The organism is Bacillus sp. N447-1, from assembly GCF_022701035.1.
Taxonomy (GTDB): Bacteria; Bacillota; Bacilli; order Bacillales; family Bacillaceae_G; genus Bacillus_A; species Bacillus_A cereus.
This window is the reverse complement of record NZ_CP065509.1, coordinates 507,927-534,692: the sequence shown is the minus strand read 5'-3', so window position 1 is coordinate 534,692 and position 26,766 is coordinate 507,927. Positions and strand designations below refer to the sequence as shown.

The following is a 26,766-nucleotide window of genomic DNA, read 5'->3' as shown; positions in this document are numbered from 1 at the left end:
GAAATGGACTTTGTGTTTTCATTAATAATTTATCGTATTTAATAAGAGGGTTCCTTCCTCTTTATATGGAAAAATTAATAAGAGGAAAGAACAATACCGAAAGATAAGGGTGGTTGTCGTGATAAAAACAAAAGATGAAATTGATAAAATTGTAAAAGAAATACAAAAGAAAATAGATTTCTCTGGAGTAGTTTTAGTAAAAAAAGAAAAAGATTTAGTCTATGAAACAGCATTGGGTTACGCAAACAAAAGTGAATGTATAAACAATACGATACAAACAAGATTTGGCATTGCCTCAGGATGTAAAATCTTCACTGCAATTGGCATCTGTCAACTTGTTGAAAAAGGTGTTATTTCTTTTCATACAAAATTAAAGGATTGTCTAGAGATAAAACTTCCAAACTTCGATGAAGATATTACAATACATCAACTACTAACGCATAGCTCTGGTATACCAGATTATTTTGATGAAAGTATTATAGATAACTTCGAGGATCTTTGGAAACAAACACCTATGTATCTATTAAAGAGCTTAAAAGACTTTTTACCATTATTTCAAAACAATAATATGATGTTTGCACCTGGGAGTAAGTTTCACTACAACAACGCAGGTTTTATCATACTTGGATTAATAATAGAAGAACAGACGGGACTTAAATTTACGGAGTATATAGAAACAAACATTTTTAATTCGATTGGCATGAATGATTCTGGCTATTTTTCATTAGATAAATTACCAAGACATACAGCTCTAGGATATATAAAGGACGAAACCAACCAAAATTGGAGAACAAACGCTTACTCTATACCAATAAAAGGAGGGGCTGATGGAGGTGCATATGTTACTGCACCAGACATGTTGAAATTTTGGGCGGCACTATTTAATAATGAAATTTTAGGAAAGGAATATACAAAGTTACTTTTAACTCCCCACATTTATGTAAATGATAAACAGTCTTACGGATATGGAATATGGATTGAAACACGAGAAAACAAGGTATTCAAATATCATGTAATGGGATATGATCCAGGCGTCAGTTTTCGCTCGGCCATATATCCAGAATTAGGAATCACTTTAGTTATTCCATCGAATAAAGAGGCAGGACCTGAAAAATTAATGACAGAAATAGAAAGAGCTTTTTAATTATATGGATATAAAAGAAGAGATACGAAAATAATTTAAACGGGTTTATGATTGTTTCTGTTCTGAAAAATATTTTAGTTAACGAGGAACCCTTTATTTATTAAATAAGGGTTTTTGTAATTCTGCACAATTACATATGTTTATATGGATTTTTAAATTAAAAATATTACTATATAATTGTAAATTTAAATTATTAATTCATATGAAAGGATGTGTTAACAATTTGTATATGATCAACGGTAGTTTGTTTATTATTTTAGGGTTATTTGTTATTTAATTGTACGTGGAATATTAATTGGTACCAAAAATAAAAAACATGTGATTTGGTGGAAAGAAATAGTAAGTTTTTTATTCGTGGTTTACATTTGTATGGTTGTTGCAGTAACTTTATTCCCTTTACCAATCGGTTTTCCTTCTAATGTTGAAAATCTGAATCGCTCGGTCAATATAATACCATTTGCATCAATTATTAAAGACATCAATCAAATTGGTAGTGCTTATGATGGAGATGCCCTATTTATGATTGGGCTAATTGTAAGAAATGTAGGCGGGAATATTTTATTATTAATGCCTTTAGGATTTTTAGCACCTATCCTATGGGATAAATATAAGAAATTCAAAAATACAATTTTATTAGGATTTTCTATATCAGCTAGTATTGAATTGCTACAATTAATTGAGTCTTTATTTAGTGGAGTGGGACGTATTACTGATATTGATGATGTGATTTGTAATGTTCTAGGTTCTATTTTTGGATATTGTATTTATAATATCTTTTAAAAGCCATTAATAAATTTAACATTCGAGTATTGGGTAAAACTAATTCTAAAGGTGTGGAATTAGTTGATAAATAGGAGTTTAAACGAGTTATTAAAGGCGGACGAGTAAAAGTACGTCTTTTTATTTTTATAAATAATGCTTAAGGCTGATGAGAAATCACATTTTCATCTTACACTTGAAAGTAGCTATCGTATTTCAAGTATGGAGTGAAAAGAGGAGAATATAATTTTTAAAGATAAGCAAGTTTATAGGAGGATTCTAAATGGATATTTTACTTGTTGTTCTTATTATTGTTTTGATGCAAAGTAAAGAACGAAAAGTGAAAATAAACCGTATTTGGCTCATTCCGGCTTTGTTGTGCTTTGTAACAATCCAGTCCATTATTCATATGGGACAAATAACATCCCTTGTTTAACATTGCTAAGAACGGTAATACTAATTAACATTGAACTTTTACAACAAGGGATGATAATATGATATACATTTACACAGATTTTGGTGGAACACATACTACCTCACTAGCTGCAGCGTATCATTTAAATAAACTACCAACGGATCGTAAGTTAACGAAAGAAGAAATTTTGAATGTAGATTACTTTAATAAATTGAAAACAGAAGATATGGGAAAAATTATTTTTCATGGAATCGATGAACATGGTCATCCTGTATATACGATTGGATGCGGCGCATCAAAAGTTGTTGTACCTGCGATGAAGCATTTAGGAGAAATCTTGCAAAAACATTATCAAAGCCATGAAAAGATTATATTTTCTAATACATCACCAACAGTGCCTTTACCGATGACTTTCGGTGGGCTGTTTTCTAGAAGGTTCCATATTGATTTTATTGGCGTACCGTTACTCGTATGGGGAGCAAAAATTTGCTGTGATAATATACAAAGGCTTGTTAGTTATACAAAAGAAGCTGGACGATTAACGAATGATTATGTAGTAATTTTAGATAATGAAACTTTTAAATAGTATATGATAAGAAGAAAATCGAGCAAATTCCTTGATTTTCTTTTTTATTTGTGAAATAGACAAGAAATAGTCACAATTAATATGCATCTACTATAGCCAAAACAATAAAGTCCTGTTACTATTACAGGGATATTCTCTTTTCGTAACATAAATATATAGAAAAGTCAGAAAAGAGGAATTGAATTAAGGGAGGAACAACATGAAGCGTGTTGCTTGGATTACTGATAGTACAACTGCGAGTTTTAAAACAGAAGGAGATAACTTTGTTATCCCAATTGAAGTTATTATTGATGGTGTGTCGTACAAAGATTGTGAAGAAGGTGTGCGTGAGCGCGTTTATAATGCTTTGAATGAAGGTAAAACTGTCACTACATCACAGCCTAACATAGGGGAAATGGTAGATTTATTTTCGAAATGCAAAGAAGAATATGAAGAAGGATTTGCAGTTGCTATTAGCGGAAAAGTAAGTGGAACCTATCAAAATATGAAGCTAGCTGCAGAAATGGCAGGTTTTCCATTAACGGTATTAGACAGTGAAACAACAAGTTATCCAATGGATGAACTAATTAGAAAAGCGAAATCGTTATACAATGATGGTATGACTTTACAAGATATACACAAAACATTAGTAGATGAAAAAAGAAGACCTTTCCACGTATTCCCGAAAAGTTTAAAAGGCCTTTATGCAAGTGGTCGTGTAAAGGGCATTCAATTTTTACTTGGAAGTTTATTAAGTGTCAACTTAATATTAGAAGTAAAAGGTGGAGAGCTTTTACTTGAAAAGAAAGTTCGTAAAATCCAAAAATGTCGAGAATATATTAAAAATGAACTTGAAAAAGAATTACCAAAAGTACTTCACATGTTCCATGCTAACGATAAAGATGGAGCTGAAGAATGGATTGCAGATATTAGACAAGCATTCCCTGAAATGGATTTCAAATTATATCCATTACCAATTTCATTTGCAGTTCATGCAGGTGAAGGTACAATAGCAATTAGTTATTAAGAAGAAAACCCGTGAATGATACGCGGGTTTTTTTATTTATAAATGGTGCATACCACGCCACCATCAAGTTGAAGTTTTATAGCGCTCTAGAACGAAATTTGTGTTAACTCGAAACAAAAATCTTATTTTATCATTTTTGGGGAGCAACCACAATTTCTTGACTTGATTTGAGATTAAAAATATAAACCTTTTCCTACTGGCTGAACAGTTTCTAGTACAATATCAACCATTTCTTCATTAAGTAGGGTCCTTATAATCCAAGCTGATGGTTCTTGAGCAGCAAAACAACCTGCAGCAGTCGAGATATTTCCTTCGTTTACGAAACTTTTCTCAATAACGTCTACACCAAATTCTTTAAGTTGTTCTACTGCTGAAGGATATGTAGTAGCTTTTTTACCAGTTAGTAATTTTTTAGCCCCTAATAGTAGTGAACCAGAACACATAGATCCTATTAATTGTCTTTGAGGATCTACATGAATGCTATTAATATATTGTTGATTTTTATATAAATCCTTTACACCTTTACCACTTGCAAATATTACAGCGTCGGCAAAAGGGATATCAGATATGCTTCCTGTCATGGGAATACGCAAGCCAGACATAGATATATGAGTTTCTTCCGTTCCTAAAAGCTGTACATCCCAATCAGAAAGACCACCGACTAAACGTACACGATTTAATAAATCCCATGGTAGAAAAACATCTATATCAGTAAAGTTATCGAAGCAGACTATTGCAATTTTCATTTTCTAACCCTCCACTTATGTATATCATTTTATTTATAATATAAACATCTCCTTTTTATGTTCTATATCAAGTTATAAATCCCTGTATATTACACGTATATGAAGGAGGTGTAGTGATTTTTTAATTCCTCTAAACATAAAAAGATATAAAATCATTTTCTTGGTTTCTGTCGATTTTTTGTACAAAACCAAGACCCGTAGCAACAACTCGTATGGTATTGGGGATGAGAATTTTTAAAATTCTCAAGGAAATAGGTGTAATTTATCACACATACAAATAGAAATAAAAACGTCATCCTTTCTTATAAATTCACAGATAGAAACACGTTTTTCGCTTTTAGGGGGCATTGTTTCAGTAGTTTACTAATCTATATATAATATGATTTTTATAATTTCCGTAAAATAATTTTGACGTATTTATTTTTTCAATATAAAATAATATTCATACATCCAAATTTAACCAATAGTATATAAAAGATATATCTTTAGTTTCAAGGGAAAGGTTAATATAAAAGTAAGGAAACTAGTTATGCTTGCAGTACCATTTATGCTATTATACGTGTCAGTTCAATTAACCAGAATTCTTCAAGGCAATTTCAGCAACTGAACGAAATCAGAATGGATATTATTTTTCAAGAAAAAGTTTAAGGAACAATTGATGAGTTATACCGAAAATCGGAAATTTATAATAGAAAATAAGTTTCATATAGAGGTGAAATTATATGCCTAAAATTGACAATATGTTAGCAATTCTTTGGATGCTTCGTTCAGGTGAAAAAATTACTGCGAAACAAATTTCAGAAAAGTTAGAGATGAATATAAGGACTGTGTATCGTTATATTGATACAATTTCAACTAGTGGAGTACCTATAATTTCAGAACCAGGACATAACGGCGGATACACTTTATTGAACAATTTTATTGAAGCCCCTCTTTTTTTTGATTTTGAGGAGCAAACTTCACTATTTCATGCTGCTGTTTTTGCAGAAGAAGCCGGGTATTATGGAGGTGAAGCATTAAATAGGGCCATTTCAAAACTAAGTAAATACTCAAATCAAGAGCAGGAAACAAAGATAAATCAACATTTAACTAGTCTTGAAGTAATAAGTCGATTAAGTCCGCTCTCTATAGAAACTTTTTTGAAGGAGTTGGAGCAGGCCGTAGCTGACGGGTACTCAGTAAAAATTCTTTACCATAAAAATGGTGAAAAGAAATTAAATTATAGATTGGTCGATCCATACAGAATTATCTATTGGAATAATAAATGGTATGTGATTGGATTTTGTCATCTTAGGAATGATATCCGTAGTTTTAGAGTAGATCGAATTGAAAGTTTAATGTTAACGGAAAATAAGTTTAACCGGCCAGAAAATTTTTCGGCACGGGACTTTTTTATAAAAAGTCTTCTTCCAACTATAGAAGATAAGAAAGATATTATTTCTTTGGTTATTAATGGGGATAAAAATGTATTAGCTGATATTTGCCAACATTGGTTTTTAGGACATTATTTACAAGAACGGACTTCAAATCAAGCTGTTTTTCTTCTTGAAAAGATATGATACATACCTATGTACCTTATTTACTTTTACCGTACAATAAATCTATTAAAGTTATTGAGCCAATAAGTCTTAAGAAAAGACTTATTGAAGTTCTGTCGGAATTAATAAAATTTCATCAGTATGATAACTTCCTGACGTTAACTGTCAGGAAGTTATATTATAATAGCTATATAAATTGTGATTGGAGTGTTATTGGATGCAAACAAAAAGTTTTTCTATATGTATTTAATACAATGTCGGACTGGGAATATGGATATTTAATTGCTGAACTAAACTCAGGAAGATATTTCAAAAAAGATTTAGCACCTTTAAAAGTAATTACAGTAGGAGCTAATAAAGAAATGATTACTACTATGGGAGGACTGAGCATAAAACCAGATATTTCCCTTGATGAATGTACTCTTGAGAGTAAAGATCTTTTAATTTTACCAGGAGGGACTACTTGGAGCGAAGAAATTCATCAACCTATCTTGGAAAGAATTGGCCAAGCCCTAAAGATTGGCACTATTGTTGCTGCAATTTGTGGTGCAACTGATGCCCTAGCGAATATGGGATACTTGGATACTAGAAAGCATACAAGTAATAACTTAGAATATACTAAAATGGTATGTCCTAACTATAAAGGAGAAAAGTTTTATGAGTTGGGATCTGCGGTATCTGATGCGAATTTAGTTACTGCATCAGGAATAGCTCCTCTGGAATTTGCAAGGGAGGTACTGAAAAAAATAGATGTATTTACACCAGATGCATTACATTCATGGTATAACCTAAATAAGACTCATAAACCTGAATACTTCTTCCAGTTAATGAATTCAATAAAAAAATGAAATAATTAAAAAGCGCAATTTCTCTGTTTTGATTTGCAGAGAAATTGCGCTTTTTAATTTGGAATTCCCTTATCATTGTAAATCGGCATTTTCCTGACGCTCCCCCTATGTAACCTTCTACAGTAATCCTACTCCAACAATTCAATAAAGCGATGCTATAATGTCCGTTTATAGGTACATTTCATTAAGTAGAGAGTAATAAATCTATTTAGGTTTAATAATTTTGATACTGACAATTTAACATACATAAAACCAAAAGTTGCATGTTATATTATTAGGCACAACAATATAAATAATACCATTTGTTTATTCCGTAAATACTGTTGATAAAAAGAGAAAGGATTTTTAAAGGTAAAAATAGAAATCTATATAAAAAATATTTAAATGGTAGGGATATTATGAAAATCGGTAAGTTTGGAGAAGTAAATAACTTAAGTATTGATACAATTAGACATTATATAGATCTCAGTCTCATTATTCCTGAAAAAAGGGGCACACTATTTTTTGATGAGTATTGTCAATCAGATTTAGAACTTATAATACATTACAAAGATCTAGGATTTAGCTTGAATGAAATCAAAGAACTATTTTTTATAAAAATTTAGCAAAATCTATGAATTACGAAAAAGATATCTTTTACCAATCTTTATTTAAACTAAAATATGACAAAATGGAACAGGAAATAGAACTTTTGGAGAAGAAACAGGATAAATTAAAGGGAGTGTTACATGATTTATTATTAACAAATGAAACTTCCAATACAATTATAGGGATAGATTTAAGTGTACTACATTTACTGACATGTTCTAAGTGCAGCAAAAATTAATTCTTCAAGATGGAATTATTAATAACAATCAAATTATTGAAGGAAAGTTAATTTGTAATTGTGGAGAAGAATACATGATTACTTCAGGAATTATATCTGCTGGTAAATTATTTAAAGCAAATGAGCAAACGTCACTTGAAAATATTATTTCGGATTATATTCATGAAACTGATAATGCATATTTGGAAAATATGCATAGAGAAGGGGAATGGGCGAAAAAGAAACTAATACATTTAGATTTAAATAACAAATTAATACTAGATATAGGATCAGGACTTGGGTTCTTTTTGAGGAGCATTTATGAAGAACTACCCGAAGATTGCCTATACATCGCAGTAGATCGAGATTTAAATAAACTTTTATTTTTAAAAGATGTATTAGCGAGAAGAAATCCAAAAAGAAACATTCTCTTTATCTGTGCTGATTTTTTGAACATCCCTATTCAGAATCGGTCTGTTGATATTGTAATTGATCATTCTGGTACGAGTAATTATAGTTTTGAGCATGAGAATTTTTTACTTCACGAATTAAATCCACTTTTTAAATCTAATTGTTATTTATTAAGCTTATTTATTTTATTTAAAAATTTCAGCTCAAATAGCCAAATTACAATTAACTTTCGAGCAAATTTTACACTTTCAAAAATAAAGAAAGAACTCCAAAATCTACAGTTTCAATCCATTGATGAAAGTACTTCAAATTATTTGAAACGAGGCGGAAAGTACGAGGATTTCTTTGTTCAAGGTGAAGAAATTTATACATATTCATTTTTCGGAAAAAGATGGGGTTAACCCCATCTTTTATTTATTTCCCCTTAAAATTATTCAAATCGTACATATTGCGATTGGGTTGACCCAAGAACTTACAATGTACGTAACACAAAATTAGGCAGGGGGAAAAGTTATGACAAGTTTACGGTTACATATAGAAAATAAAAAAAGAAACCAAGAACTAAGGAATATTTGTTTATATTCAATTGCAAAAACAGTATCAATATTCGGTAGCTCTATTTATAGTTTCGCATTAGGATTGTATGTATTACAAATAACCGGATCTGCTTTAAATTTCGCGATTACGCTTATTTTAGGGACGATTCCAATGATTGTTATGAATCCATTTGCCGGTGTCATTGCTGATAAGGTTGATAAAAAGAAACTCGTCGTTTGCATGGATGTATTAAGCGGGTGCTTATTAATAACTGTTTATATATTGAGCAACTATTATGGATTAAACTTATTCATTATTTATACTACTACCTTTCTTATGACCGTATTTACAACGTTTTTTGGAATAGGATTAGAGGCCGTAAAACCGAATATGGTTACTAAAGAACGGTTAATGAGTATTAATTCTATAAGTAAAATTATCGATTCTATATCTTTAATTTTAGGGCCTATGTTAGGGGCATTGTTTTTGCAGTCTTTGATATGAAAACTTTTATAATTATTAACGGTATTTCATTTATCCTTTCGGCTATATCCATATTGTTTATAAACTTTAAATTGTGCGAGCAAAACATAAATGAGGAATGTTCAATTAGAGAAATTAATTTTATTGAAGATATAAAGGAGGGATACTCTTACTTATTGGAGCGGAAAAGCTTAAAAATACTTTTAGTATTTTAATTTCCTTAATTTCTTTTTAGGCTTTGCTGTAACCGTTCCGTTGCCATACATTATTAACACAGTTCTCAATCTTAATTCTAAGCAATTTGGTATGATTCAAGGGACTTTTCCGATAGGTATGATAGTTGGTGCAATATTAGTGAAAAAGATAACTGATTGTTATTCTTATTCTTATCTATTGAAAAAATAAGTTTTATGTTGGCAATTTTATGATAGTTTCAGGGATACCTGTTTTATTTAAATCTATTGTAGTAAATAATTTGGTATATGTTACTACGTATTGCATGATTATGTTCTTTTTAGGATTTATGATAGCACAAATTGATATTCCTTTAATGTATTTCATGCAAAATGAGATTCCTGAAGAATATAGAGGAAGAGTTCTTAGTATTGGATTAAGCTTAGGTAAAATAATGCAACCAATAGCACTTGCAATATCAGGACTATTATTAAATTTCATTCCAGCCTACACGCTTCCCATTGCAGGGGGGATTGTATTTTTTACTTTGAATAAAATTTTAGCAAATAAGTTTAATTTAGAAATTCATTCAAAAGATTATAGTGTTTAACGTAACTTAAAAAGCGCAGGATCAGCATCCTGCGCTTTTCTATCGTAATTCAGCGGTTTTTCTAATAACGATCTTATCAATTTCATCTTCTTCATCACCAATAAATAATCCTCGTTCTTTTAAATATGCTTCAAAATATAAATCTGCTTCAGCGCGTTCGTCATATGGCTTTACAGAGAGAACGAAACCTAATTTGTTTTGTTCTTCTAAGTGAGAAGTGGAGATGTAAGCCGGTACATTATGGCGTAAAAAGAGTTCTTTAACCGGAATAATCATATCTTTCATTAATTTCGTTAGCATACCCATTTCAAACTCGAAATTAAAGCGATCTATACTAGATAAATCAGCGAATACTACACCGATAAAACCTGTATTAAATACTTCTTGATATTCTACATCTTCGTCATGGCCGCCGTAAAAATTCTTTTCGATTAAATAATTTACAAAATAAGCAACGCCATCACTTTGTTCAAATGGTTTCGTTGAAAGAACAAAGCCAATTTTCTTTTGTTTATGTAAATATACACATGACATGTATGCTGAAATGTTATGTTCTTTAAACAAAGCGCTTGTTGCTCCAGAGAGACCATCTAATACGTGATGAACAATTTGAAGTTTTTTACGAGCGAAATAATAGGATTTCTTTTGTAACTCCAATGTATCAATAAAGACAGAGCCGATAAAGCCTGTATTTGAAATAATAGGTGCTTGCTTTTTTCTTCCTCTGCGCTTTAATGGAGCCATTGTTAAAATCATCCCTTCATGTACGTTTAAAATAAAAAAGAACATTTGTTCGTATATTTATATTTTACTATTAAAACGCTATAAAGTAAAGGGTTTTTGATGAAAATATAACAAAAAAGACACCTTATAAAAGGTGCCTTAAACGCTGTAAGGGATAGGGTTTACCCTAACTATTTATATTATGATACAGAAACAATCTCTTCTGTATCTTCTACATCTAAATGACAGTCCATAGTACGAACATCTTGATCTTCATGACTTCCGAAATAAATAGTAATTTTCATATGTATCGCTCCTTTATTCTAGGAATACCTAAAATAATTACTAGTAATGTTAATATTTATTATATACCACTTTTTCATTCCGACAACGTTATATCATTTTTAATTATTTTAAACTATAGAGCACAATTTAAAGAGGTACTTTTTATAGAAAATGGTAAATTTCTAATATGTTATATTTAATATAGAAAAATTCGAGTGTTACTTTTTATGAAAAGGAGAACTATTGATGAATTATAAACAACTACTACTAGAAAACTTTGCATTTAAAACTTCATATGTTGCACAATTTGTGCCCGGAATGAGTATAAAAAAAACGAAAGATTATATTGCTGTTGATTGTGGATTACCTGCCGATACATTTAATATCATCACTCTACTAAACAATAATTTAACGGAAGGGATCGAGAAATTATATAAAGAGGTAGAATACTATTATCAAAGAAATTTTCCAATGAGTGTTTGGTTATGGGATGAGGAGCAAGAGCGGGATATAAAAAGTGAGTTAATTAAAATCGGTTTAAAAGAAGTGGAACAGAATATTGCGATGGTAGCAGACTTAAAAACAATTTCCCCAACAATACACATGCCAGTAAGTTTTACTATTCAACAAGCATCTTCACCTGGACAAATAAATAAATTTGGAGAAACGTTAGCTGATCTATTCGGTACATCAGAAGAAGGTATACATGTACAAGCATTCTATAATCAAATTTCTAATCTTGATATATGTAACAGTGAGAATCTGAAATTATTTTTAGGGTTATATGAAGGTGAAGTCGTAACTGTTGGTTCATTGATATGTTCAAAAGATAGTATTGGTATTTATGACATAGCAACGAAAGAAGGAATGAGAGGACGAGGGTTCGGATCTGCTATGTTCAATTTCCTGCTGCAAGAAGCACATAAATTTAAAAATACGTATTGTGTATTACAAGCTTCAACCGATGGAATCAATATTTATAAAAAATCGGGATTTCAAGCTATCGGCAAAATGACTGTATTGGAAAATCGACATTTAATTGAGTAAATCATTCAAGTTAAATTGTCTTTATATAGGAGCTTATAAATCGTTATGAAAAAGATATATCTCGTTACAATAATTTGTGCCTTTATAATAATAAGTATCTTTGTTTTTCAGAAAATTAATGAACATAAGTATACTAAAGCTATGAATCAATCAAATCATATAAAAAATATCGCACATAGAGGTGCTTCTGCGTTCGCGCCTGAACATACAATAGCAGCATATCGATTAGGCCAACAAATGAATGGAGATTATATAGAAATTGATCTCCAAATGACAAAAGATGGACATTTAGTGGCTATGCATGACGAAACCTTAAACCGTACAACAAATGGTACAGGGCTAGTGAAAGAGCATACATTAGAAGAAGTAAAGCAACTAAATGCAGGTTCTTTTTTTAATGAAAAATATCCGAACTTAGCAAAGAAAGAATTTGAAAATGTTAAAGTCCCAACATTAACAGAAATTATTAAAACGTTTGGGCATAATGCGAACTATTATATCGAAACAAAATCACCTAATGAATATCCAGGAATGGAAGAAAAATTATTAGAAATTATTAATCATTATGAAATACAGGATAAAGTTATTATTCAATCGTTTAGTGAAGAAAGTCTACAAAAGATTCATGGCTTAAATAGTAATATATCCTTAGTACAATTATTACCTTATAAAAAGCAGTTCAATTAACAGAATTAGAGATAGAAAAGTATAAAACGTACTGCATAGGTCTTGGTATGAATTACAAATATATTGATTCAGATTACGTAAAGAAAATAAAGAAAAGCGGATTAGAAGTTCATCCATTTACAGTAGATAATGAAAAAGATATGAAAAAGTTACTTTCATGGGGAGTCGATGGGATGTTTACTAATTATCCGGATCGTTTACATTCAATATTATTGGATTTGAAAAGTCATGGATAAGAAGTGTTATTCATAAAGGAAAAATTTACAAAACCTGCATATTAGGATTATCAATGCAAGAAGGCATGTAGCATATAAAAAGAAAATACCAAAAACCGCAACTTGAAGACTTAGGTTGTGGTTTTTTTATTGCTTCGATTTCAACTTACAAAGTTTGAAGCTAGAAGTGAAAACCTTTTTAGCTGAATTGGCTTCCTATGTATTTGTACTTCGTATCGTTCTAGGTATATGTACAACCCGTGAGACGAGTTTTGCATAGGATAATAGAAAAGGAGATGTTGCATATTGAAATACCACAATAGAAATGTAAGTAATCTGAATAAATTAGCGGATAATACGAAAGCTGCAGCTTTTAAGTGGTATCAGTACTGTATCGACAATGGAATTGAAGTATTAATTTATGAAACAATCCGTACAGTCGAGCAACAACGTGAATATGTTCGTAAAGGAGCATCACAAACGATGCGCTCATATCACTTAGTAGGACAGGCATTAGATTTTGTTCCAATTCAGTCGAATGGTACAGAAGATTGGAATGGCTATAATAAAGAACCGTGGGCTTCAGCAATTCGTTATGCTAAACAAATTGGTTTCGAATGGGGCGGTGACTGGAAAGGATTTGTGGATAGCCCGCATTTGCAATATAACTACAAAGGGTATGGAACGGATACTTTTGGAAAAGGTGCTCAAAACGTAGTGACTCCTCCCACGTCGAATGATAATGTAGGGGTTGCTTATATTAACGGTAGTAATGTAAATTTACGAAAAGGACCTGGTACTGGATATGGCGTTATTCGTCAATTAGGGAAAGGTGAGTCCTACAAAGTATTTGGACAAACAAATGGTTGGTTAAATCTAGGTGGCGATCAGTGGGTTTATAACGATCCATCATATATTCGTTATACGGGAGGAAATGTACCAGCAACTTCACAATCATCAAACGATGGTGTAGGTGTAGTTACTATAATCGCTGATGTATTGCGTGTTCGTACCGGCCCAGGAACAAATTACGGCATTGTGAAAAACGTGTACCAAGGTGAAAAATATCAATCGTTTGGATATAAAGATGGTTGGTATAATGTTGGTGGAAATCAATGGGTTTCTGGTGAATATGTTACAAGTTAAAGAAGATCAAAGAAAATTTGTCCCCGCTGTAGCAGTTTCACTTGCTAAAGTATATATAAAACCAGATGGTGACAATGTAGAGTACATACCATTCGCTATATACGATGGTGACCTTATGGTTGGTTTTGTTATGCATGCTGTTGTAATAGAGACATCGGATATGTATTGGATTAACGGATTTATTATTGATCAATCGCAACAAGGTAATGGTTATGGAAAAGCAGCATTACAAGAAAGTATTGATATAATAAAAAATACTTTTAAATCGTGTAAAGAAATAAGATTAACCGTACATAAAGATAATCTCTCTGCAAAGAAATTATATGAACGATATGGTTTCATATCATTAGGACAGGAGTATGATGGTGAGCAAGTATACCGTTTATTTGTTTAACTATTAAGAAGTAAAGGTGTGAAATGAAATATGCAATTTACTGAAGTGAAAATTGAAGTGTTCATTCCTGAAGAATATATTGAAACATTAAGGGATGAATTAAATAAAATTGGAGCATGTAAAACGGGCGAATATGACCATTGTCTTTCCTATAGTTCAGTGAAAGGATATTGGAGACCTTTAGAAGAGGCATCTCCTTTTAATGGAGAAATTGGTCAAATATGCGAAGGACAAGAATGTAAAGTTGAAATAAAGTGTAAACGAGAACTTGTAAAAGATGCTCTTGAAGTTATTAATGATATTCATCCGTATGAAACACCTATGATTTATATTATACCAATACTAAATGACTATTTTGAGAAACTATACATTAAATAACTAGGAGGAATATCAATTGAAAAGTAAATTTCATCATATTGTACGAGCAGTCATGATAAAAGATGAAAAATTATTAGTTGCTGAATATATCGGCCATCATTATTTTTTACCTGGTGGCCATGTTGAAATTGGAGAATCAGCAGAGAATGCATTAAAAAGAGAGTTAAGAGAAGAACTTGGAGTAAACTGTAGTATACAACAATTTTTAGGCGTCATAGAAAATCAATGGCAAGATAAAGAAGTGCTTCATCATGAAATTAACCACATTTTTGAAGTAGAGTCACAAGATTTACATACGGACTTAACACCGAAATCTAGCGAGTCTCATTTAGCATTTCACTGGATAGATTATAATAAAGAAGCCTTAAATCATTATGAAATCATGCCAATGCCTTTAGTGAAGGAATTACTAGAAAGAAAGTTAAGTGATGAACTACTAAATTGTTGGATTAGTAATTTTTAAATCACTTTATTTATAGTAAATACGTCCATCGAATGAATATAAAGAAAATAGGCTGAAAAACAAGGTACATCACCTAGTGTAAGTTCATATTTTGTTGATGTACGCATTTAGTCTATAGTCTTGTTTCTACTTTGTTTAAAAGAATTTATTAACTTTAATATTTGGACGGAATTTACATTTATAAATGGAGGGTTTCATAATGAATCAGTTTCAACAAGAACTACAATCATTAAACCTTAATGATTATCAAACTGGCAATGTTGTGTATTGGGATCAACAACAAAGTCAATATCCATACTATTACATTCAAGACGATGCACGTCGTTGCGGCGGATGTGGCGGTTGTGGTGGACGTTGCGGTGGATGTGGCGGTTGTGGTGGACGTTGCGGTGGATGTGGCGGTAGATGTGGTGGTTGTGCAGGTCGTTGCGGCGGATGCATAGGATGCGCAGGATGTTTCAGTTGCTTTAATTGCTGGAACTGGTGGATTATTTAAGTATAGAAAATTCAGGTTATTTTATATGAAAGAAAGGTGTAAAAACTATTTTGCACTTTTCTTTCATGCTGTAATTTTGATGTGTATTAAGGGGGATTTATTTGTATACATATGATAAGTTGATTTCTTGGGTAGAGGATATAAAAGAAAAAAATCATAGTTCTGCTACAGCACTTTGTATTATAAAAGATAATAAAATCGTACTAGAGCATTATAGTGGTTATCACTCAAATACATCTACAACCAAGAGAGTAACAGCATCTTCACAATTTAACGTTGCTTCTGCTAGAAAAAGTTATTTAGGATTAATGATAGCGTATGCGCTTTATGAGGGGAAAATAAACTCTATTGATGATGAAGCGATAAAATATTTTAAAGACTTTGATCCTGCATTGCTTAGTAAAACGACGATAAGACATTTAGTAACACATTCGCATGGATTAGAAGAAACGAATGACAGGACAATTTTTCGTGAATTTGCACCGGGGCAATCATGGGCGTATAGAGATATTAATGTAAGAATGATGACACGTCTTATTTATCAGCTATATAACAAAAGTTTTCCTGAATTGTTAAAGGAGCGTGTGTTTAAGCCTGCTAATTTTCAAGAAACAGGTTGGAGAGTTCAGCGAGATGAAAATTTAGTTGACGTTGTTAATAATCCAAATGAAGACGCAATTAGTGAAATTGGTACGGTAGATGACGGTACTGAAAAAAATTTGTTTGTCTCAGCTAGAGAATTTGCGCAGTGGGGCAATCTTCATTTAAATCAAGGTGGGATAGATGGTAAACAAATTGTTCCAAAAGAAGTTATAAAAATCGCTACGAGTTTGCAGAGTCCAACATATATAAACAAAGAGCTACCACAAAATGGATTGTTTTGGTTCATCCAAAATGAGCCTGCGCAATTAAGCGAACTTGGTGAACGTGTTCCAAAAGGGTCGTATCAAATATTAGGGATTACTGGATCGACCATTTTAGTAATACCTGAATATAATGTAGTTGTTGCAAAAATGTATAATAAAAGATATAACTACGGTGGTGATAATTACTTATATTATTTACGTGAATTTAGTAATTTAGTCGCAGATACATTTAGTAACGGTAATAGGGCATAATTACTCCTATAACGAAAAGGAGTGATTGGAAGTGAAAGATAAAGTGAACAAAAATAAAAAGCAAAATATAAAAGATGTAAATATAGAGCAAAATGCAATTTATAGCGATCCTAAAGATGCAGCTAATATGCAAACTGTACCGCAGCCGAAAGATTTTGATGAAATTGAATATTAATTTTTCATCCGACTATATGATGAATGAAAAATACGTCTTAAGTCTCATAACATTTAAGAAATTATTTGATAACATATATACATAAGCATTTGAAAATGTCTTATCTTAACAAAGCTTTCTTTAGAAATATCTGATATAACCTGCAAAAGGCACTTCTTTATGAAGTGTCTTTTTGTGTATATGAACTTAATTACCATTTTCCGTACAGTATCTTGCAATTTATGATGGATATACTAACTGTGAAAATTCATGTCAAGATAAAAGAAGGGGACAGTTAGTATGAAACAAACTTCTATAAATCCGTTACTAATTGTTCTAGGTACAATCATTGTTCAAATTGGCCTTGGAACAATTTATACATGGAGTTTATTTAATCAACCCCTTGTAAGTAAGTTTGGATGGAATCTTAATGCAGTAGCGATAACTTTCTCCATAACAAGTTTTTCTTTATCATTCTCAACTTTATTTGCAGCAAAGTTACAGAAAAAATTAGGACTTCGGAAACTTATTGCTACTGCAGGAATTGTTTTAGGACTCGGCTTAATACTTAGTTCACAAGTTTCTTCCTTACCACTATTATATTTATTAGCTGGTGTCGTTGTTGGTTATGCGGATGGAACAGCTTATATTACATCACTATCTAATTTAATTAAATGGTTTCCAAATCGGAAAGGGCTTATTTCAGGTATATCTGTATCAGCGTATGGAATGGGCAGCTTAATCTTTAGATATATAAACGGAAATCTTATCGATAACCTTGGTGTATCACAAGCATTCTTATATTGGGGTATTATCGTGTTACTTTTAGTGTTAATCGGATCGTTCTTCTTACGTGAGGCAATTGTAAGTAATGCTGTAACTGAAACATTACACAATGACTATACTCCGCGTGAAATGATGCGAACGAAACAAGTATATCTGCTATTTTTTATGTTATTCACCTCGTGTATGGGTGGTTTGTATTTAATCAGTATGGTAAAAGATATCGGCGTACAACTTGTTGGACTTAGCGCAGCAACCGCTGCAAACGCCGTTGCTATGATTGCAATCTTTAATACAGTAGGTAGAATCATTCTTGGGACGTTATCAGATAAAATCGGGCGAATGAAAATTGTCTCTGCAACGTTTATTATTATAGGATTGTCAGTCTTTACTTTAAGTTTTATTCCGCTAAATTACGGAATCTATTTTGCTTGTGTAGCAAGTGTCGCCTTTTGCTTCGGCGGTAATATAACTATATTCCCAGCTATTGTCGGAGATTTCTTTGGATTAAAAAACCATAGTACAAATTACGGGATTGTCTACCAAGGTTTCGGATTTGGTGCGCTTGCAGGATCATTTATTGGAGCGATACTCGGGGGATTTCAACCAACTTTCATTATAATCGGTGTTTTAAGTGTTATTTCCTTCATTATTTCAATATTAATCCGTCCACCAAATGTAGAAAAGAAAAAGGAACTAAAACATTTACATCGGAAAGTGGCGTAATACTAAAAAGAGTCCTAATATAGGGCTCTTTTTAGTACAAAACATTTTTTGTGTAGAGAGAATAGAGTTATTTAATTTAAAATGAAATGAGTAGCAGATACTTAGAATATTCATATTGTTTTATAAAGGAACTAACATGTTGCTAAAAACATTTAGAAAATTACAGTTAACAAACTTTGTGATGGAACGTGCACTTCATTCATAGACCATTATTTTCTTATCAGTTTACAATGAAAGTAGTTGGCTTTTATTGATTACAACCATAATTTCTTCTGTTGTGGCATTCGCTACAACAAATATTGATGACATTTTTATACTACTTGTTTTATTTTCACAAGTAAGAACAGAAGTAATTAGGAAAGAAGGAAGAGCTGTCCGCGAAAAAGCTACGAGAAAAAAACTTTATATTGTTATTGGACAATATTTAGGATTTAGTATGATTATTTTTCTAAGTATCATTGGGTCTTTAAGCTCTTTTTTCATTCCTGTTTCGTGGATTGGATTATTAGGATTCGTGCCAATTTATATGGGGGTTAAAGGACTATTGTCACTTCGTTCTTATAAAAGTAATGAAGTTATCGATAACGTTACTGTTTCATTATTTAAAGTAGCTTCAATTACATTAGCTAATGGAGCTGACAATATTTCGATTTATATACCAATGTTTGCTAGTCAAACTCTTGAAACAAATATCGTTACATTAGTTATCTTTTTTTCCATGATAGCGATATGGTGTTTTATTAGCTACAAATTGATAAAAGCTCCTATACTAGCTAAAGTACTTGAGGAAAACTGTCATATTATTGTTCCAATTGTTCTAATTGGTTTAGGAATGTTCATTCTTTTTCGTAGTGGTACAATTGGACTATTCTCCTAAGGTGTTGAAATAACGGAAGTTTTCATAAAAAGAATTGAACAATTTTAATATTTTTTGAGCAATTATATTCATTGAGATTAATTAGATTCTACACAACGTATATAAGTCTTATTACAGATGAAATGTAGTAGGGCTTTTTTATTTTAGTGAAATGAAACAATTGTATTAGTGATCTACGACTATTATTTAGACAGGACATTAGCATTATGAAGTTGAATAGCTATCGTAAAAGGAGCGTGATAATTAAAATGAAAATAGTAAAACAATGGGTCCAAGAAGATAGTGATTACATAAGAGAAAAAGTAATTGAATATAACCAAAAACATATTTCAGATGAAGAGAAAAAGCCTTCAGAAAAAATTAGTTTTATAGTGAGAAATGAAAAGGGAAAAATTGTAGGTGGAATAACTGCAATTACATTTTGGCACCACGTACATGTTGATTTCCTGTGGGTTTCTGAAGAATATAGACACGAAGGTTATGGAACCAAGTTAATAAAACTTATTGAAGAATTTGCAATTGAAAAAGGGTGTAGGTTAATTAATTTAGATACTTTTAGTTTTCAGGCGCCTGATTTTTATAAGAAGCATGGATATAAAGTAATCGGAGTAAGTGAAGATCATCCGAAAGGACATAATCATTATTATTTAGAAAAACGGCTAAAAAGTATATAGAATTTGTTAACATTAGTATTTGGAATACACATGCAATAAGGGCGAGGTTATTATTAATTTCAGTATTAATTGAATCAATTTTTATTCTAAAACTGCAAGAACGTACTTTGGATAATCTTCCTAAGGTACGTTCTTTTTATATCAGTAGCCTATTCTTATTAACTCCACCAATAGTGGTAAAGGCAAGACTTAACTAACTTATATATATTAAAAGGAGTTAATGGTAGAATGAATAGAAGACAGAAAATTCCTTTTATTAAAAATAGAGGAGGTACATATGAAAAAGTTAATGTTACATACGCGATTTTGTACGATAAAACTAATGAAAAGATTTTAATGGTAAAAAACAAAGGGGAAAATGGTTCTTATTATACATTACCAGGTGGCGCAGTTAAATTAGGAGAAACATTGGAAGAAGCAGTAATTCGAGAAGTAAAAGAAGAAACAGGGTTACATATAAACGTAAAAGGGATTTGTTCTATCAGCGAAGCCTTTTTCGAGGAAAGAGATCATCATGCAATTTTCTTTAATTTTCTAGGTGAAATAATTGGCGGAGAGACATATATATCAAGGCCAAAAGAAATTGAAGAGATTACTTGGATGGAATTACATATAGCAGCTCCATATTTACGCATACCAGAACATTTACTAGATTTATTACAAAAGAAAGAAACAGTACCTTATTTTTTTAACGGAACAATCGTTCATCAATCTTCATAAAAATATTATCTCATGTAAGGCGGGGAAAACATGGAGTTTATCGTTAATCACAAACAATTCACTCAAGCACTTTCAGAAGTCAACAAAGCAATATCAACAAAATTTTTAATTCCTATATTATCTGGTATAAAAATAACTGCAGATCAATCTGGAATTACTTTAATTGCAAGTAACTCGAATATTTTTATTGAAAAATTCATTCCTGTTTTAATTGAAGACGAAAAGATTGCAACTATTTTAAAGGCAGGAACTATTGTTGTACCTGCAAAGTATTTCATTGAAATAATAAAGAAAATGCCAAGTGATATAGCAATAAAAAGTAAGAATGAGCAAATTATTAAGATACAATCAGAAGAAATCACATTAAGTTTAAATGGATTTCCTGCAGATGAGTTTCCGAATGTACCACTTATAGACAATCATGCAGAAATTAAAGTAGAGACAGAGCAATTGATTGAAGTATTTAAACAAACAGTTTTTGCGGTAGCAAAAAATGAATCTAGACCTGTTCTTACTGGGGTGCATATAGAGTTATCTAATAATAAGTTAATTTGTGCTGCAACTGACTCACATAGACTAGCGATACGTGAAACGCTACTTTCCTCAGATGTAAAAGCAAATTGTATTGTACCAAGCGCAACCATTAATGAACTTCTAAAATTAATGAACAGCAATTCGGAATTCGTATATATCTACTTTTCGGAGAGTCATATTATATTTACGTTTGGAACAACTACATTATATTCAAGACTAATTGAAGGGAAATATCCTAATATTTCTAACCTTATTCCAAATGATTTTAAAACGATTATTAACGTAGATAGAAAAAAGATATTACAAGGTGTAGACCGATCAAGTTTATTAGCAAGTGAATGGGCCAATAACAATGTTAACTTAGAAATCATAAACGAATCCACAATTAAAATTTCTTCAAACGCTTCTCAAATTGGGAAAATATCCGAAACGCAACAAATAGATGCGATTCAAGGTGAAAAACAATTAAATATATCTTTCGATGGGCGTTTTATGGTTGATGCTTTACGAGCAATAAAAGAAGAAACGATTACTTTAAGCTTTGGCGGTTCTATGAGACCGATATTGATTGAAGCAGGAGAACAATCTGCAGCAGTACATCTTATTTCACCAGTAAGAGCTTATTAGGGATAGAGGAAGGAATTACATTATGTACAAGCAGACTTTTGATTTATGAAATCATAAATCAATACATTATAAGAATGATGTATTAGTAAAGCAAACAGTTTACTAAATCCTACATAATATAATTCAATCATAGACAAAGCAGCAATGATAATCTGAAATACAAAGCAAAATAATAATAACCTCAATATAAAAGCCATAGATTAATCGATATGGGGTGAGTATGATGAAGAAAATAATTGTTTTACTCATTGGTATAGCTTTAATTACTTTTGCTTTTATCAATACAATAAAAAGACTATGCAGCTAAAAGTACTAACTTGTATGTAGAAAACTTTAAAGGGAAAATGATTCAATAAAAATACAATCTGCTATTAATAAAGCAGAATCTAGTAAAATTAAAACGGTATTACTTGATGATAAGAAGTATAAAATTACGTCACCAATCATTGTTAAAAAAGGTGTGAAATTATTATTTGGTTATGGATCCCAATTTGTAGTTGAGGGAAACTTTAGAGTTCTAGAACTGGAGAACAACGCATCCATTGAAGGAGCGTATATAGCTATTGACGATCCTAAATTTAGCTCTGAAGTTATTTATTTAGACGGTAAAAATAAATATTATAACACTTGGAACAAAACACAAATAAAAGATATAAATATTATCAATTGGACGGAAACGAATAAAGGTACCGGAATTTCTTTATACTCCGCTGGAAAAGAAAATGAAATTTCGTTTGTTAACTTCGAAAACATTAAAATTGTAGGAATGGAAACCGGACTAAAATTAGTAGCAAAAAAACCGAGCACCGGACAAGCTTGGATAAATGCCAATCGTTTTATGAACTTTTCTTTAGAAGACTGTGTGAATATGATTTATATGGATAGTCAAGTAACTACGCCAAATGAAATTAGTGGGAATCAATTTACAAATCTTCAAATACAGCCTTCAAATAAAACAAAAAGCATTATAAAAGTAAGTGGTCAGTATAATGAATTTCATGGGATGGTGTGGGATTTAAATAAAATAAAACATGAAAACGAACTCATTGAACTAACTGATAAAAGTATGAATACAGTGATTGAAATGTCCAGTGTACCAGCAAATAGAGTTTTAGATAGTGGGAAATCCAATATTGTGAAATAAGTTTAAATACAGAAAAAAGAGCGAATTCTTTATAAGAGGATTCGCTCTTTTTATATTTTAAAATTAAATTTCCTTCCACCAAGCGGATGAAGGATAATTTGTAGATTTTAACGTAATAGATTCACCAATTTGAGGCGTTGTAATTTTAACTCCTAAACGGTTAGCTTCTTTCGTAATACGTTCTATCGGGTCACTCCATTCGTGTAATGCTAACGTAAAGGCCCCCCAATGAATCGGAAGAAGTAATTCTCCTTTAACATCAATATGAGCTTGTACCGTTTCTTCAGGCAACATATGAATAGCAGACCACCTCGGATCATATTGCCCGCATTCCATTAATGTAAGATCGAATGGACCGTATTTATCACCAATTTCCTTAAAGTGAGGGGCATAACCGCTATCACCACTAAAGAAAATTTTAGTCTCTTTACCAAGAATAAGCCATGAACACCATAATGAACGATCTCTATCTGTCATACCACGTCCCGAGAAATGCCTTGCAGGCGCACATACTAACTTAATGTTATCAAACGTAATTTCGTCCCACCAATTATGTTCACTAATTTTACTAGGCGAAACACCCCATTTAATAAGATATTGTGCAACTCCAGTTGGAACATAAAAGTGCTTTGCGCGATCTTTTAACTGCATAATACTTTTGTAATTCAAATGATCATAGTGATTATGAGAAATGATAATCGCATCAATTTCTTGAAGGTCATCACGTTCTAAAGAAAAAGTACCACTATAGCGTTTACTATTAAACAAAGGAAATGGGGAAGAGGCATCTCCAAACATAGGGTCTAATAATAGTTTTTTACCTTCTATTTTCAAAAGAGAAGCAGAATGGCCAAACCATGTAACACTCTCTAACGATTCATTATCTTTATTTGATAAAACGATAGGCAAATCCTTTATAGGACGCAGCTTTGATTTTATTTTAAAGTAATCCGTCATTAAACTTATAATATCTTTCGGTTTAAAACTCATATCAGTATGAATTTGATTTGTATATTTCTTATTCATTCGTTCTCCTTTTTACGATTAACAATTTACGTATGTTGTTATTGTAGCTATTTGTAGTTTAAACTATATTATTTTACCTTTCATCTAAATTGCCTTGTATTTCATAAATTCGTCAAATTCATTATTTGTATCTATAAAGTACAAATTGCACAGTGGCAGCTAAAACAAATATTAAGTACATGTAAATTGTTTTTATTTAGTAAATTCCTTCTTATACGCAACAAAGAACATACGTTTCGTTGTATGTTATAGAAGAAAATATGTCTCTAATAAAAGAAAGGAAGGAGAGGACGTAAGTGCAAATAGAGAGAAAAAAGAACTCAAAATGTAAACTATCAAAATCGGAAATCATTCATTTGTATGCAGAAGGGAAGAGCACCTCAGAAATCGCCATGCTTGCTAATGTGTCTGCAAGGTATATTCGTATGGTTTTATCAGACAATAACGTACCAAGACGCGCTATAGGGAGTTGGAAGAGAAAGTATGACATAACAGAAGATTATTTTAAAACGTGGTCAAACAATATGGCTTATATTTTAGGGTTTATAGCAGCAGATGGTGTTATACAGAAAGAAAATCAATGTGTCAGTATATCTCAAAAAGAAAGTTATATTTTAGAAGATATAAAAAAAGAACTAAAAACAAACCAGCCACTTTATCAAAACAAAAAAACAGGCGTATATATGCTAAACATTAATAGTAAAGTAATAAAAGACGATCTAATGAATATTCACGGAATCATGCCATGTAAATCTTTTAACATTGAATTTCCTTTAGTACCAGAAGAATATTTACATCATTTTGTTCGTGGATATTTTGATGGGGATGGTTACGTCAAGTATGAAACTTATACAGTTAATTTCGTAGGTGGATCATATAACTTTATGAATTCTTTACATCAAATTCTTCAAAATCGCAATTTACGAGCCGATTTACTAAATCAAAACAAACATTATCGTGTTATTTTATCTGGAAGAAAATCAATACAACTATTTTCAAATTGGATTTATAAAGACAAAGATATTTATTTGCATAGAAAATATGAAGTGTTTCAGAAAGAAAGTCTGAGTTTAGATCAATTACAAGATCGAAAATTAAAACAAACTCAAACTGCTGTTAAGCAAAGAAAACAAAGTTTCCTTGAAGAATATATGAAAAATAAATGTAATGCTATAACTTGTTCAAATTTAGAAATAAGCGAATCGGCTTTCAAACGTTGGCTAAAAATGATAATCAATTTAAAAGAGATTATGAAAAGATTAATTTAACAATGTCCACTAGCGATAACTAAATATAAAATCTAAAACCTTAGAATAGGTATCTTCATACCTATTCTAAGGTTTTATTTTTAAATCATAAAGGATTCTTAATTTTATTGATTGAATATAGTAAATACATAGATTTTACAATTGTCTTGATAAAAAAGGAGAGAGACACCTTGCAAAAGAAATTTATCAATCCAGAAACGATGCCACCAACTTCTGGATATTCACATGTAGTGGAAGTTAGTAACGCTAAACGAACAATTTACATATCTGGACAAGTAGCGATTAACACTGATGGTCAAATAGTTGGCATTGGTGATTTAGCTACACAAACGCGACAAGTTTTCGAAAATATTAAAAGTGCATTAGAAACTTCGGAATTAAGATTTAATGATGTAGTAAAATTAACATTTTTCCTAACAGATATTTCTCAAATGGCCACTGTTAGAGATATACGAGATCAATACATTGATACTAAAAATCCACCAGCAAGTTCAGCTGTAGAAGTTAGAAAGTTAATTAACGATAACTTTTTAATTGAAATCGAAGCAATTGCTGTAGCAAACTAATTTTAAAACTTATTATGAATCATATCAATGCAATTCGTTTAATGTGTTCAGTTAAAACGAATTGCATTTTTATTGTCTTAAATATAATTTATATCTGGAGACATTTTCATCAACAACTTATAAAACAAATAACTAAACAATCCATCACACAGAATGATTAAAAAGAACGAGGAGGCTAATCACAAAAACTAACTTACCTATAATAAGTTTATTATTTAAAGTTAGTTAACATAATATATATTATAGGCAGTTATAGAAACAAAGCAATACCAGGTATCAAAACCCAAGTAAACTATACTTAATGAGACGAAACAGAGATTTTTGGTGAGATTTACATTAAATCTTATCTAAACAAACTTCTTCAGTTTTTATCGTTTTTATTTGTTATAAATTCATCACAGCAAATCTTAATCAATAATCGCTTAAGATTTAACGAATTAAAAACATTTTTGATTGGCAAGAAATTTTTATACAGAAAAATTATTTCTATACAAAATATAAATTAATAATTTTATTTTATGTTTTACTTAATGAATTAATTGCTATTTGCACATGTTTTACAACTTTACATTATTTGTTGTTATTTCTGTTATTTAGGCTTGACTTTCATTACACTCATTGTTTTTATTCTAGTTAACATAACGCTTATTTTT

The 26,766-nt window shown here is 31.0% G+C and carries 22 protein-coding genes and 7 pseudogenes; 26 read left to right on the top strand and 3 right to left on the bottom strand.

Annotation, left to right across the window (positions count from 1 at the left end; all coding sequences use genetic code 11):
- The first annotated feature begins 118 nt into the window (after positions 1 to 118).
- From IQ781_RS02730 to IQ781_RS02710, 5 genes and pseudogenes are all read left to right on the top strand, one after another.
- Positions 119 to 1,144 carry a serine hydrolase domain-containing protein gene (locus tag IQ781_RS02730; RefSeq protein WP_000598049.1) on the top strand — a complete coding sequence of 342 codons (1,026 nt, stop codon included), beginning with the start codon at positions 119 to 121 and terminating at the stop codon, positions 1,142 to 1,144.
- A gap of 223 nt (positions 1,145 to 1,367) precedes the next feature.
- Positions 1,368 to 1,998 (top strand): annotated as a pseudogene (locus IQ781_RS02725) (VanZ family protein).
- Between the two features lie 188 nt (positions 1,999 to 2,186).
- Positions 2,187 to 2,339, top strand: a complete 153-nt coding sequence (locus IQ781_RS02720) for a hypothetical protein (protein WP_000353713.1) — start codon at positions 2,187 to 2,189, stop codon at positions 2,337 to 2,339.
- A gap of 58 nt (positions 2,340 to 2,397) precedes the next feature.
- Positions 2,398 to 2,904: a DUF3189 family protein gene (locus tag IQ781_RS02715; protein WP_000639421.1), complete on the top strand. Its 507-nt coding sequence runs from the start codon at positions 2,398 to 2,400 to the stop codon at positions 2,902 to 2,904.
- Between the two features lie 199 nt (positions 2,905 to 3,103).
- Positions 3,104 to 3,910 carry a DegV family protein gene (locus IQ781_RS02710; RefSeq protein ID WP_000831929.1) on the top strand — a complete coding sequence of 269 codons (807 nt, stop codon included), beginning with the start codon at positions 3,104 to 3,106 and terminating at the stop codon, positions 3,908 to 3,910.
- A gap of 173 nt (positions 3,911 to 4,083) precedes the next feature.
- Here the strand turns inward: IQ781_RS02710 and IQ781_RS02705 are convergent, their stop codons facing one another.
- On the bottom strand, positions 4,084 to 4,656 hold the full coding sequence (locus IQ781_RS02705; protein WP_139846776.1) for a DJ-1/PfpI family protein: 573 nt from the start codon (positions 4,654 to 4,656) through the stop codon (positions 4,084 to 4,086).
- Between the two features lie 722 nt (positions 4,657 to 5,378).
- Here IQ781_RS02705 and IQ781_RS02700 point away from each other — a divergent pair.
- From IQ781_RS02700 to IQ781_RS02685, 4 genes and pseudogenes are all read left to right on the top strand, one after another.
- Positions 5,379 to 6,334, top strand: a pseudogene (locus IQ781_RS02700) (helix-turn-helix transcriptional regulator); the annotation flags it as partial.
- A gap of 114 nt (positions 6,335 to 6,448) precedes the next feature.
- Entirely contained in the window at positions 6,449 to 7,042 is a 594-nt protein-coding gene (locus IQ781_RS02695; RefSeq protein WP_049108160.1) for a type 1 glutamine amidotransferase family protein, read from the top strand.
- Positions 7,043 to 7,399: 357 nt separating this feature from the next.
- A pseudogene (locus tag IQ781_RS02690) lies at positions 7,400 to 8,659 on the top strand (MerR family transcriptional regulator).
- A 112-nt stretch (positions 8,660 to 8,771) separates the two neighbouring features.
- Positions 8,772 to 10,062 (top strand): annotated as a pseudogene (locus IQ781_RS02685) (MFS transporter).
- 39 nt (positions 10,063 to 10,101) lie between these two features.
- Here IQ781_RS02685 and IQ781_RS02680 read toward each other — a convergent pair.
- A complete protein-coding gene (locus IQ781_RS02680) occupies positions 10,102 to 10,806 on the bottom strand; it encodes a hypothetical protein (RefSeq protein ID WP_000035356.1) in 705 nt (234 codons plus the stop codon).
- Between the two features lie 510 nt (positions 10,807 to 11,316).
- On the opposite strand from IQ781_RS02680, the gene IQ781_RS02675 reads away from it, so the two are divergent.
- From IQ781_RS02675 to IQ781_RS02605, 15 genes and pseudogenes are all read left to right on the top strand, one after another.
- On the top strand, positions 11,317 to 12,117 hold the full coding sequence (locus IQ781_RS02675) for a GNAT family N-acetyltransferase (protein ID WP_065212669.1): 801 nt from the start codon (positions 11,317 to 11,319) through the stop codon (positions 12,115 to 12,117).
- Between the two features lie 45 nt (positions 12,118 to 12,162).
- A pseudogene (locus tag IQ781_RS02670) lies at positions 12,163 to 13,040 on the top strand (glycerophosphodiester phosphodiesterase).
- Between the two features lie 285 nt (positions 13,041 to 13,325).
- Positions 13,326 to 14,165, top strand: a complete 840-nt coding sequence (locus IQ781_RS02665; RefSeq protein ID WP_242808217.1) for an SH3 domain-containing protein — start codon at positions 13,326 to 13,328, stop codon at positions 14,163 to 14,165.
- A complete protein-coding gene (locus IQ781_RS02660) occupies positions 14,152 to 14,559 on the top strand; it encodes a GNAT family N-acetyltransferase (protein ID WP_242808216.1) in 408 nt (135 codons plus the stop codon). Before IQ781_RS02665 ends, IQ781_RS02660 begins: the two co-directional genes overlap by 14 nt.
- A 30-nt stretch (positions 14,560 to 14,589) precedes the next feature.
- Entirely contained in the window at positions 14,590 to 14,937 is a 348-nt protein-coding gene (gene cutA / locus IQ781_RS02655; RefSeq protein ID WP_001160791.1) for a divalent cation tolerance protein CutA, read from the top strand.
- A gap of 16 nt (positions 14,938 to 14,953) precedes the next feature.
- Positions 14,954 to 15,400 (top strand): NUDIX domain-containing protein, encoded by a 447-nt coding sequence (locus tag IQ781_RS02650; RefSeq protein WP_000836832.1) that lies wholly within the window; start codon positions 14,954 to 14,956, stop codon positions 15,398 to 15,400.
- Between the two features lie 199 nt (positions 15,401 to 15,599).
- On the top strand, positions 15,600 to 15,896 hold the full coding sequence (locus IQ781_RS02645) for a heterocycloanthracin/sonorensin family bacteriocin (RefSeq protein WP_139365819.1): 297 nt from the start codon (positions 15,600 to 15,602) through the stop codon (positions 15,894 to 15,896).
- Between the two features lie 101 nt (positions 15,897 to 15,997).
- Positions 15,998 to 17,014 (top strand): serine hydrolase domain-containing protein, encoded by a 1,017-nt coding sequence (locus IQ781_RS02640; RefSeq protein ID WP_000288895.1) that lies wholly within the window; start codon positions 15,998 to 16,000, stop codon positions 17,012 to 17,014.
- Positions 17,015 to 17,045: 31 nt separating this feature from the next.
- On the top strand, positions 17,046 to 17,189 hold the full coding sequence (locus IQ781_RS02635; RefSeq protein WP_016122603.1) for a hypothetical protein: 144 nt from the start codon (positions 17,046 to 17,048) through the stop codon (positions 17,187 to 17,189).
- A 279-nt stretch (positions 17,190 to 17,468) separates the two neighbouring features.
- Positions 17,469 to 18,677, top strand: coding sequence for an L-lactate MFS transporter (locus tag IQ781_RS02630; RefSeq protein WP_070180167.1), 1,209 nt, complete (start codon positions 17,469 to 17,471; stop codon positions 18,675 to 18,677).
- Positions 18,678 to 18,927: 250 nt separating this feature from the next.
- Positions 18,928 to 19,554: a cadmium resistance transporter gene (locus IQ781_RS02625; protein ID WP_000633409.1), complete on the top strand. Its 627-nt coding sequence runs from the start codon at positions 18,928 to 18,930 to the stop codon at positions 19,552 to 19,554.
- Positions 19,555 to 19,802: 248 nt separating this feature from the next.
- Positions 19,803 to 20,228 carry a GNAT family N-acetyltransferase gene (locus IQ781_RS02620; RefSeq protein WP_000706723.1) on the top strand — a complete coding sequence of 142 codons (426 nt, stop codon included), beginning with the start codon at positions 19,803 to 19,805 and terminating at the stop codon, positions 20,226 to 20,228.
- A 228-nt stretch (positions 20,229 to 20,456) separates the two neighbouring features.
- Positions 20,457 to 20,948, top strand: a complete 492-nt coding sequence (locus IQ781_RS02615; protein ID WP_282093701.1) for an NUDIX hydrolase — start codon at positions 20,457 to 20,459, stop codon at positions 20,946 to 20,948.
- Positions 20,949 to 20,978: 30 nt separating this feature from the next.
- Positions 20,979 to 22,109, top strand: coding sequence for a DNA polymerase III subunit beta (gene dnaN, locus IQ781_RS02610; protein ID WP_000394467.1), 1,131 nt, complete (start codon positions 20,979 to 20,981; stop codon positions 22,107 to 22,109).
- A gap of 223 nt (positions 22,110 to 22,332) precedes the next feature.
- A pseudogene (locus IQ781_RS02605) lies at positions 22,333 to 23,253 on the top strand (hypothetical protein).
- 63 nt (positions 23,254 to 23,316) lie between these two features.
- Here the strand turns inward: IQ781_RS02605 and IQ781_RS02600 are convergent.
- Complete coding sequence (locus tag IQ781_RS02600) at positions 23,317 to 24,279, bottom strand: MBL fold metallo-hydrolase (RefSeq protein WP_139846771.1); 963 nt, start codon at positions 24,277 to 24,279, stop codon at positions 23,317 to 23,319.
- 296 nt (positions 24,280 to 24,575) lie between these two features.
- Between IQ781_RS02600 and IQ781_RS02595 the strand changes: the two are divergent.
- Together IQ781_RS02595 and IQ781_RS02590 are read left to right on the top strand one after the other, a co-directional pair.
- Positions 24,576 to 25,570 (top strand): annotated as a pseudogene (locus IQ781_RS02595) (LAGLIDADG family homing endonuclease).
- Positions 25,571 to 25,717: 147 nt separating this feature from the next.
- Complete coding sequence (locus tag IQ781_RS02590; protein ID WP_001169716.1) at positions 25,718 to 26,113, top strand: RidA family protein; 396 nt, start codon at positions 25,718 to 25,720, stop codon at positions 26,111 to 26,113.
- Positions 26,114 to 26,766 lie beyond the last annotated feature (653 nt).